Raw genomic sequence first — 9,247 nt, forward strand, 5'->3', positions numbered from 1 at the left:
CGGTGCGCATCACCTGCGCAGTGGTTCGACGTATCGTCCGTCGAAGTGGAGTGCGCTGCGGGCCGCGAACCCGCCGTAGGCGTACTCGACGGTCACCCGCGCGGTGTGCGCGCCGACCGGGAACTCCATCCGTTCCTTGCTGAACCAGAGCCGTTCCTCGTCCATCACCTGGCCGTCGAGCCGCACCACGATCTTCCCCGTCATGGTGCTGTGCTCGACCTCGATGTCACGCTGCTGCCCGTCGACGTCGACCCGCCAGGCGTTGTTGGCTTCACTCATGGCTTCTCCCGTGCCGTCGCGTGATCGTCTGCTACCCACGGCCGGCTCCGGCCACACACGCCGGACCGTCGGGGCGATGCGCACGACGGGTGATCGGTTATAAGTGACGGATGGATTTCCCCCCGTACCTGGGCACGATGCCGATGCACGCGATCACGGAGATCCACGGCGAGCCCGGCCTGCTGGAACGCTTCCGCCTGGAGATCGCCACGTTCGACGACGAGGCGCGGCAGCGGCTCACCGAGGCGCTCGACCTCGCCGCCGACCTGCACCGTGACGACCGGCGGGTGCGCGAGCCGTACCTGAACCACCTGCTGCGGGTGGCGATCCGGCTCATGCACCACTACCGGGTCCGCGACGTCGACGTGATCGTGGCGGGCCTGCTGCACGACGCCGTCGAGGACCACCCCGGCGAACTGGCCGGTGACGTCGGCGAGGGTACCGACCCGGTGCCGGCCGCGCTCGCCGTGCTCGCCGACCGGTTCGGTCCGCGGGTCGCCGGGCTGGTGGCGGCGGTCACCAACCCGACCTGGGACCCGGACCGCGACCGCCACGTGCAGTACCGCGAACACGTGGCGGCCAGCCTCGACCGGGACCCCTGGGCGCGGGTCATCAAGATCTCCGACTTCACGGACAACGGCGTCGGGGTGATCCACACGACCGGACCGAAGGTGCTCTCGTCGGCCCGCAAGTACCGGCCGCTGGTCCCGGTGCTGCGGGAACTGGTCGCCCGGCCGGACACGCCGCTCGCGCCCGAGGTCAAGGAGCACATCTTCGCCCAGCTCGACCTGGCCGAGGAGCGCTTCCGGGCGATCCTCGACGACCCCGCCCACACGCACTGACCAGCCCGGTCCGGGACGGCGGGCCGACCCCGACGCCGGGGCCGGTCCACCGACGGCCGCCCGCTCAGCCGGCCAGGTCGCGGCGGCGGAACCCGGCCACGCCGACGGCGAGCAGCACCACCGCCACCCCGGACAGCACGGCCAGCGGCAGCACGGTCAGGTCGGCCGACGGCAGGGCCGGCACGTGGGTGTACGGCGAGAGGTCGAGCACCGCCGACGGCAGGTCCAGCACCGCGCCGAGCTGCCCGAACAGCAGGAACACGGTCAGCGTCGCCCAGGACAGCGGCACCGCCACCCGGGGCAGCAGCCCGAAGAACAGCACCACCACCCCGGCCAGCACCAGCAACGCCGGCGTCCGGACCAGCGCCGCACCGGTCAACTCGGTGACCCGACCGACCGGGTCACCGGCGACGGTGGCGTAGCCGAGCCCGGTGGTGGCCCCGGCCAGGACCATCAGGCCGACCGCGCCGAGCACCGCGGTGGCCAGGTGACCGGCCAGCCAGCGGGGCCGGCTGACGGCGGTGGCCAGCAGCGCCTCCAGGGTCCCGTCGGTCTCCTCGGTGCGGGTGCGCAGGACCGCCTGGACCACGTACGCGCCGATCGTCAACGCGAAGATGCCGATCATCGCGGTCAGGTACGCGTCGACGAGGTTCGCCCCGCCACCGAGCTGGCTGATCGCCTCAGCCGCCGCCGCGTTCTCCCCGATCATGTTCTCGACCTCGTCGGCGGCGAGCCCCATGCCGAAGCCGAGCACCGCGACCCCGACCGCCCAGCCGAGCAGGGCCGCGCGCTGCAACCGCCAGGCCAGGCCGAACGGACCGAGCAGCCCCCGGGGAGCCCGGGCCGGACCCCGCCGGGTGGCGAGCAGCCCGGCCCCGAGGTCCCGCCGGTTCGTCAGCAGGTACGCGGCCACGGTCGCCACGACCAGCAGCGCGGCGGGCAGCAGGAGCACCCACCACCGTTCCCCGCCGTACGGGCGGACCTGGGTGGCCCAGCCGAGCGGGGAGAGCCAGGCGGGCCAGGCGCTGACCACACGCAGCCCGTCCGGGGTGGCGGTGCCGAGGACGTCACCGGCGGCGCGGAGCACGAACGCCACTCCGACGATGGCGGCAGCCAGCGCGTTCGCCCCCCGGGAGGTGCCGGAGACCTGGGCGGTCACCGCGGCGAGGGCCGCGAAGGAGATCCCGACGGTGGCGATCGCGGCGCCGGTGGCGACCGATCCACCGAGCGGCAGGTCCGCGCCGACCAGGGCGAGGGCGAGCAGGGCGGCGGTGAGCAGGTTGGCCGCGACGGTGACCAGCAGGGCGGCGGAGAGCGGGGCGTACCGGCCGAGCACGGACGCGCCGAGCAGCTCGGACCGGCCGGTCTCCTCGTTCTGCCGGGTGTGCCGGACCACGGTGAAGGTGCTCAGCAGCGCGGTCAGCACGGCGAGGGTCAGGTACGACTCGGCGAAGACCACCGAGCCCATGGAGGGTCCGGCGACCGGCCCGTTGAACGCCCGGGCGACCAGGCTGGCCGCCGCCGTCGTGGCGTACGTGGTCCGGTCCCGTTCCCCGGCGTAGATGCCGGCGACGCTGGCGGCCAACGCGGCGGTCAGCAGCGGCGTGCCGAGCACCCAGAACGCCAGCCGGACCCGGTCGCGGCGCAGCACCAGCCAGACCAGGCGGCCGGTGCCGGTGAGGGCGGTCACCGCTGCCCCGCCGGCACGGTCGCGGCGGGGCCGACCCGGTCGCCGTAGTGGGCCAGGAACAGTTCCTCCAGGGTGGGCGGTGCGCTGGTCAGCGACCGCACACCGAACCGGACCAGGTGACCGAGCAGGTCGTCCAGGTGGGCGGGATCGACCTCCAACTGGAGCCGGTTGTCGGCCTCGCCGACGAGCTGGGTCCCGGCGAGGCGGTCCAGTCCGGTCACCGGGCGCACGGTCTCGACGGTGACCGACAGGCGGGTGAGGTGGCGGAGCTCGGCGAGGGTGCCGGACTCGACGGTGCGGCCGTCGCGGATGATGCTGACCCGGTCGCAGAGTGCCTCGACCTCGGCGAGCACGTGGCTGGAGAGCAGCACGGTCCCGCCGTCGCGCCGGATCCGCCGGACCTCGTCCTGGAACACCGCCTCCATCAGGGGATCCAGGCCGGAGGTCGGCTCGTCGAGCACGTACAGGTCGACGTCGGCGGCGAACGCCGCGACGATCGCCACCTTCTGCCGGTTGCCCTTGGAGTAGGTGCGGCACTTCTTCGTCGGATCGAGGTCGAACCGCTGGAGCAACTCGTCGCGGCGACGCCGGTCCAGCCCGCCGCGCAGGGTTCCGAGCAGGTCGATCGCCTCGCCGCCGGAGAGGTTCGGCCAGAGGTTGACGTCGCCGGGGACGTAGGCGAGGCGGCGGTGCAGCGCCACCGCGTCGCGCCACGGGTCGCCGTCGAGCAGCCGCACCTCCCCGGAGTCCCACCGCAGCAGGCCGAGCAGGACGCGGATGGTGGTGGACTTGCCGGCGCCGTTCGGACCGAGGAACCCGTGCACCTCCCCCGCCTCGACGCGCAGGTCGAGCCCGTCCAGGGCCCGGGTGCTGCCGAAGGTCTTGACCAGGTCGTTGACCGAGATGACGGCCATGACGCCTCCTGTCGCTCATGAGCCGGCCAGTGCACACTGTACTGACCGGCGGTCAGCGTATCCACCCGTCGCCACCCTGCATCGGTCAGCCACCGCTACGCTGGCGGCCGTGGATGACGAGGAGTCGGGCGACACCCGGGGCAGGATCCTGCGCGCCGCGCTGGACCTGTTCTCGGCACGCGGCTACCAGCGGACCCCGCTGCGCGAGATCGCCGAGCGGCTCGGGCTGACCAAGGCGGCCATCCTCTACCACTTCCCCGCCAAGGAGGACCTGCTCGCGGCCCTGGTCGAACCCCTGATGACCGACCTGGAGGAGTTGCTGAACGCGGCCGGTGGACTGCCGCCGGAACGGGGTCGCTGGGCCGTCATCGAGGGGTTCGTGGACACCATGCTCGCGCACCGCCGGCCGCTGGGCATGCTCTTCCAGGACATGGCGCTGGTCGCCCGGGGGCCGACGTACCAGCGGCTTGTGCAGTTCGCGCTGCGGGCGAACGAGATCATCGCCGGACCGGCCGGCGACCGGCGTGACCGGATCCGGGCCAGCCAGGCAATCGCGATGTGCTCCGACCCGGTGGTCTTCTTCCTGGACGTCCCCTCGGCCGTGCTCCGTGCCGACATGCTCGACGGGGTGCACCGGCTGCTGGACGGCCCACCCACCCCCGAGACGCCGGCCGCACCCCGTCGACCCGGCCGGCCCCGGGCGATGAGCAGCGCCCAGATCGCCACCGCCCGGCGGATGCACACGGCCGGACGGCACTCCGTCGAGGAGATCGCCACCGCCCTGGGTGTCTCCCGGGCCACCGTCTACCGGCACCTGGGCGACGAGTAGTGATCCACATTCTGCGACAGTTCTGAGACGATTACGAGACACCGGTGGGCGACAGCGGCTCCACTGTGTAGTGGATGGTCTGCGCGACGATCCAACCGTCCTCGACGAGGAAGGAGTCGGCGCCGTCGCGGACCTGGAAGCCGGTGGCCTCGGCCGTCCATTCCAGGAAGCCGACCCGCCCCTCCACCAGCACGTTCGTGTACGTGTAGCGGGCGTCCGGCAGCTCCTCGGCCAGCCACCGGGCAAGGGTGCCCGCACCGTCGCGGCCCCGGAACATGCCCCGCCGCTCCAGGACCACGCAGTGCGGCGCGACGTTGCGCTCGATGTCCTCGGCGAACCGCCCCTCGGCGGCGAGACGCAGATGGTCGTCAAGCACCTCACGCGCGGAGCGCGCCCGGAGATCCACGGTCATGGCCCCATCATCGCGGCTCGCCCGGGTCGGCACGGCGGTTTCCGGCGCTTCGGCAGCCCTGGCCCCGGAAGCCGAACCGTCAGGTGTCGTCGTGGTCGAGAAGGGGACGTAACTGATCCAGCAGCTGCGCCCGGCTGACGTTGCGCGGTAGGTCGAGCTTCAGGTCGATCCCCGGACCCCGGACGGTCAGCAGCACCGAGGGACTCGGGTCGCGCAGACGCCAGTTGCGGATCGCCCCGACGATGTCGTTCCAGTGCGGTTGCAGCGTGGCCAGCGTGGCGAGGTTCGCGACCACACTGACGCCCTCGATCGCGATCGTCAGGGCGGAGAGGTCACGGACGCCCTCGTACGGCAGGTCCACCTCCTCGAAGACCTCCGCCGGCAGCAACAGCCTGACGCTCGTCATGCACCTCACCTCTCACCAACGTGGCGATCCGGGCCTGTAGTTCGGGATCCAACGGACGCAGCGACGTCGACGTGATGTCGCCGAAGAAGTGCCCCTGCACGTGGTGGATACCGAGATCGTGGAGCTGCTTGAGCGTCACCGGGGCCTCGTCGTCGAAACCCTCGACGATCACGGGCCGGGCGCTCGGCGCGTGCCCCAGGTCGCACGCGTACCGGGCCACCTGGACCACCAGTTCGAGTTCCCGCACCGCCAGGGGGTGGTGCAGGACGGCCCGGTCCACCTTGATCTGCGTCAGCGGCAGTTCCGCCATCCGGGCCAGCGACGAGTAGCCGACCCCGAAGTCGTCCACCGCGAAGTTGATCCGCAGTTCGCGGGCGAGGCTGGTGAGCCGGCGGTGGAAGTACGCCAGGGGTTTCTGCGGCCACCGCTCGCCCGGTCCGGGCTGGATCGCGTCCTGTTCGGAGATCTCCAGGGTCACGATCCGGGGCGTCAGGTTGGCCTCGGCGAGGGTGTTGCCCACCTGGCTGATGTAGGAGTCACTCAGCAGCGAGCGCACGGCGACGTTGACGGAGAGCGGCCGGGTGCCCTGCACGGCCGACTCCGCGTCCGCCTCGGCGTACGACCGGATCGCGTTGTCGAGCAGGAGCGCGTCCCGCTCGATGATGAAGCGGTCACCCCACTCGTGGGCCATCTGCAACGCCGCGACCGGCGCGCGGGCCTCGTCCACCCGGCGGCGGGCGAGCGCCTCGTAGCTGTGGATGCTCACCCCGGAGGGGCGGGGGTCGAGTTCCACGACCGGCTGGAACACCATGGTCATCGAGCCGATCAGCTTCTGGTACAGGCTGAAGGCGTGCTGGTAGAGCGTCATCGGCAGCCGACCGAAGGTGCTGCGCAGCGCGGTCAGCACCTGCATCTCGGCCTGGAGCGGGTCGTCGAGCGGGTCGGACTCCCAGATGGAACGCAGCATGACGGCCAGCGGTTCGCCCATGTCCAGCAGGGCGAGCGCGGGGTCGACCACGACCAGCCGGACGGTCCGGTCCTCCTCGTGCGGCAGCGGCACGCAGAGCAGTCGACGTCCCGTGTCGTTGGTGACGATCTGCCCCGGGATGGCGTTCGGCGAGTGCGCGGCGTCGGCGGCGGTGAGCTCCAGCAGGGGCCGCAGCTCCTCCTTGTTGAACCGGTCCGTCGCGCTGACCACGCGGATCACCTCGCCGGACAGGTCGACCACCGCGACGGATCCCGCGTCCAGGGCGTACCGGATGATCTCGACACGCTCGGCGGAGTCGCTCTGGTGCGACCGGCGCCCGAGCCGGGCGTCGGTGCGGAAGACCCGACCGAGCATCTGGGTGATCGAGCTGGCGTGGTCGTCCAGCGGGTTCTTGCACGGCCGGGTGGCCCCCGGGTTCGCCGGGGCGCCCAGGGACCGCCGGTCGTGCCGGGAGACCGGCGGCTGCACCAACGCGGTGGTCGGCCCCCAGGTGCCCAGCAGCGGGACGGGCTCCGGTTGGAGCGCCTGCTCCATCACGAAGTTGACCATCTGCATGAAGGACACCCGGCCGCCGTCGCCCGCCTCACCCCGCAGCGCCCGCAGCAGGTGGTGGGTCAGGAGCCCGTGCCGGTGCTCCTCGCTCTCCCGGGCGGGCGCGCCCCTGGGGCAGGCGAGCAGGGCGCTGTGCCGGTCGACCGGCTTGCGGTACGCCTGCATCGCCTCGACGTGCCGCAGGTGCGAGTCCTTGTAGAGACCGGCGTGGCAGCAGTCGAGAATGAGGAAGGAGGTGCCCTCGAACACGTCGAAGACGTCCCGCTTGAGGAACGTCATGCGCAGCCCGTTGTCCGGTTCGTGGCGCAGTGCCTCCGCGTCGAGGTCCGCGGTGACGAGGTACGCGTCCAACTGGCTGCTCCACTCGGGCACGAGCGTGTGCCCGGCGAAGTAGACGAGCAGCACGTCGGAGGGGGTCGAGTCGAGCGCCAACTCCCGCAACCGGGCCTTGACGTCGCGCCACCGGGCGTTCGCGCCGGTGTAGAGGGTGACGTCACCGTCGTCGAAGGTGCCGATCTGCTCGTCGAGGAGGACCCCGCAGACCGCTTCGGCGTCGCTCTCCGCGTACCGCAGGGCGGGCAGTTGGACGTCGTAGCCGCACTGGTTGACGCCGATCACGACAGCCCAACGCCTGCTCGGCGCCATGCAGCACCCCCACGGCTCCACCGTTACGAGAAGGAATCTTCAACAGGGCAGGCGGTCACGGTATCGGATCGTCGACGGACCGCCCCCGGTTCGACGAGTCGGATACCCGTCAGGTGGAGGAGAGCGCAGGTGAAGGAGAACCCGGGGAAGCCCCGGGGAGGGAGATCCCGCCGTCAGCAGACGCGACGGGAGGCGGGAACGGCTGGCGGGGCGGTTCCGCATCGGGGAGCGCCGGCCGACAACCGGTCACCGGCGATCGGTGACCGCGTCCGTCCCGCGGCCGGCACTCCCCCTCCCCCGGCGACCTGGTGCGGATCACCGGGGCTGCCATGCGGTTCGGCCCCGGGTCCGAACGGAAGGGGTCAGGCGGTGGCGCGCAGCGGAGCGAGCGCCTTGCTCCAGGCGACGACCTCGTCGAGGAGGGTGTTCACCGCGGGAAGGTTGTAGTCGCCCGGCTTGAAGACGCTGAAGTTCTCGAACTCGGTCATCAGCGAGAGCACGACCTGCTGGCGGACGTCGGCCATCTTGAGCTCACCGGCGATCAGCCGCAGGTGCTCGACGGCGCGGGCGCCACCGGCCGAGCCGTACGAGACGAAGCCGACGGCCTTGTTGTTCCACTCGCCGAAGAGGTAGTCGATCGCGTTCTTCAGCACGCCGGAGGTGCTGTGGTTGTACTCCGGCGTGACGATCACGAAGCCGTCGAACGACGCGATCTTGGCAGCCCACCGCTTGGTGTGCTCCTGCTGGTACTGGCCGAACGACGCCGGGATCGCCTCGTCCAGGTGCGGCAGCGGGTAGTCGGCCAGGTCGACCAGCTCGAACTCGGCGTCGTCGCGGCGCGCGGCGATGTCGAACACCCACTTGGCGACCTGCTCGCCGTTACGGCCGGGTCGGGTGCTGCCGATGATGATCCCGATGCGGGTCATGGGGAAGTCTCCTGCACGCTCGTGGCGGCCGGCCGGAACCGGCCTCGTATTTGCCGCGACAAGCAAACAGTGTGGTACTTGCTTTGTCAAGCAAGTACGGTGAGGACGTGACGACCGAGGAGCCGCCCCGGCAGGGCCCGCTGACCGCCGACGAGGAGGCCTTCCTCCGCGCCTTCGCCCGGACGATCCTCACCGTCCCCCGGGCCCTCGACGCGGACCTGCTGCGCGACCAGGGCATGTCGATGAGCGAGTACACCACGCTCCGGCTCCTCTCCGAGGCACCCGACCGGCGGCTGCGGATGAACGACCTGGCCGTCGCCGGCGCCCTGTCGCTCAGCGGGATGAGCCGGATCGTCGACCGCCTGGAGGAGCAGCGCCTGGTCCGCCGGCAACGCTGCCCGAACGACCGGCGCGGCTACCACGCCGTGCTCACCGACGCCGGCTTCGACCGGCTGCGCCAGGCCTGGCCGGCCCACCTGGCGAGCGTACGACGGCACGTCTTCGATCATCTGCGCACGGCGGACCTGCCCGCGTTCACCGCCGCCCTCCAGCGCTTCGCGGCCGACGTCCCGTGCCCCGAGACGCCGCCCCCGAACCACACCCCCACCCCCTGGCCCCCGCTCCCCAGGGCCGCGTCCGCCTCGGCCAGCAGCCCGAGCGGGAGCAGGGTGCGCAGCAGCCCGCTGAGCGCCGCGCCGAGCGCGATCGACGACAGGCCGTAGAGCGCGCCGACCAGGTAGACGATCCACACGTCGCCGGCGTCG

The 9,247-nt window shown here is 71.9% G+C and carries 10 protein-coding genes; 3 read left to right on the top strand and 7 right to left on the bottom strand.

Features of this window, described 5'->3' with window-relative positions; genetic code table 11:
• Positions 1-9 precede the first annotated feature (9 nt).
• Entirely contained in the window at positions 10-279 is a 270-nt protein-coding gene (locus QSK20_RS23900) for a hypothetical protein (RefSeq protein WP_285790844.1), read from the bottom strand.
• A gap of 110 nt (positions 280-389) precedes the next feature.
• Here QSK20_RS23900 and QSK20_RS23905 point away from each other — a divergent pair, with 110 nt between their 5' ends.
• Positions 390-1,121 (top strand): HD domain-containing protein, encoded by a 732-nt coding sequence (locus QSK20_RS23905; RefSeq protein ID WP_285790845.1) that lies wholly within the window; start codon positions 390-392, stop codon positions 1,119-1,121.
• A 64-nt stretch (positions 1,122-1,185) separates the two neighbouring features.
• Here QSK20_RS23905 and QSK20_RS23910 read toward each other — a convergent pair whose 3' ends face one another.
• A complete protein-coding gene (locus tag QSK20_RS23910) occupies positions 1,186-2,811 on the bottom strand; it encodes an ABC transporter permease (RefSeq protein ID WP_285790846.1) in 1,626 nt (541 codons plus the stop codon).
• Positions 2,808-3,725, bottom strand: coding sequence for an ABC transporter ATP-binding protein (locus QSK20_RS23915; protein WP_285790847.1), 918 nt, complete (start codon positions 3,723-3,725; stop codon positions 2,808-2,810). Before QSK20_RS23915 ends, QSK20_RS23910 begins: the two co-directional genes overlap by 4 nt.
• 109 nt (positions 3,726-3,834) lie before the next feature.
• Between QSK20_RS23915 and QSK20_RS23920 the strand changes: the two genes are divergently transcribed.
• Complete coding sequence (locus QSK20_RS23920; protein WP_285790848.1) at positions 3,835-4,554, top strand: TetR family transcriptional regulator; 720 nt, start codon at positions 3,835-3,837, stop codon at positions 4,552-4,554.
• A gap of 31 nt (positions 4,555-4,585) precedes the next feature.
• Here QSK20_RS23920 and QSK20_RS23925 read toward each other — a convergent pair whose 3' ends face one another.
• From QSK20_RS23925 to QSK20_RS23940, 4 genes are all read right to left on the bottom strand, one after another.
• The gene (locus QSK20_RS23925; protein ID WP_285790849.1) at positions 4,586-4,966 is read right to left on the bottom strand and encodes a nuclear transport factor 2 family protein; all 381 of its coding nucleotides are present in this window, start codon (positions 4,964-4,966) and stop codon (positions 4,586-4,588) included.
• A gap of 79 nt (positions 4,967-5,045) precedes the next feature.
• Positions 5,046-5,372, bottom strand: coding sequence for a hypothetical protein (locus tag QSK20_RS23930; protein ID WP_285790850.1), 327 nt, complete (start codon positions 5,370-5,372; stop codon positions 5,046-5,048).
• Positions 5,299-7,557 carry an EAL domain-containing protein gene (locus QSK20_RS23935; protein WP_285790851.1) on the bottom strand — a complete coding sequence of 753 codons (2,259 nt, stop codon included), beginning with the start codon at positions 7,555-7,557 and terminating at the stop codon, positions 5,299-5,301. Before QSK20_RS23935 ends, QSK20_RS23930 begins: the two co-directional genes overlap by 74 nt.
• A 362-nt stretch (positions 7,558-7,919) precedes the next feature.
• The gene (locus tag QSK20_RS23940; protein WP_285790852.1) at positions 7,920-8,483 is read right to left on the bottom strand and encodes an NADPH-dependent FMN reductase; all 564 of its coding nucleotides are present in this window, start codon (positions 8,481-8,483) and stop codon (positions 7,920-7,922) included.
• 107 nt (positions 8,484-8,590) lie between these two features.
• Here QSK20_RS23940 and QSK20_RS32290 point away from each other — a divergent pair, with 107 nt between their 5' ends.
• Positions 8,591-9,205, top strand: coding sequence for a MarR family winged helix-turn-helix transcriptional regulator (locus QSK20_RS32290; protein ID WP_285790853.1), 615 nt, complete (start codon positions 8,591-8,593; stop codon positions 9,203-9,205).
• The last annotated feature ends 42 nt before the right edge of the window (positions 9,206-9,247 follow it).

Source organism: Micromonospora sp. NBRC 101691 (assembly GCF_030269285.1).
In the GTDB taxonomy this organism is placed as follows: domain Bacteria; phylum Actinomycetota; class Actinomycetes; order Mycobacteriales; family Micromonosporaceae; genus Micromonospora; species Micromonospora echinospora.

Bases quoted from the DNA above. Each gene is read 5' to 3' on its own strand.
- QSK20_RS23900 (WP_285790844.1), bottom strand. From the start codon at position 279: ATGAGTGAAGCCAACAACGCCTGGCGGGTCGACGTCGACGGGCAGCAG.
- QSK20_RS23905 (WP_285790845.1), top strand. From the start codon at position 390: ATGGATTTCCCCCCGTACCTGGGCACGATGCCGATGCACGCGATCACG.
- QSK20_RS23915 (WP_285790847.1), bottom strand. From the start codon at position 3,725: ATGGCCGTCATCTCGGTCAACGACCTGGTCAAGACCTTCGGCAGCACC.
- QSK20_RS23925 (WP_285790849.1), bottom strand. From the start codon at position 4,966: ATGACCGTGGATCTCCGGGCGCGCTCCGCGCGTGAGGTGCTTGACGAC.
- QSK20_RS23930 (WP_285790850.1), bottom strand. From the start codon at position 5,372: ATGACGAGCGTCAGGCTGTTGCTGCCGGCGGAGGTCTTCGAGGAGGTG.
- QSK20_RS23935 (WP_285790851.1), bottom strand. From the start codon at position 7,557: ATGGCGCCGAGCAGGCGTTGGGCTGTCGTGATCGGCGTCAACCAGTGC.
- QSK20_RS23940 (WP_285790852.1), bottom strand. From the start codon at position 8,483: ATGACCCGCATCGGGATCATCATCGGCAGCACCCGACCCGGCCGTAAC.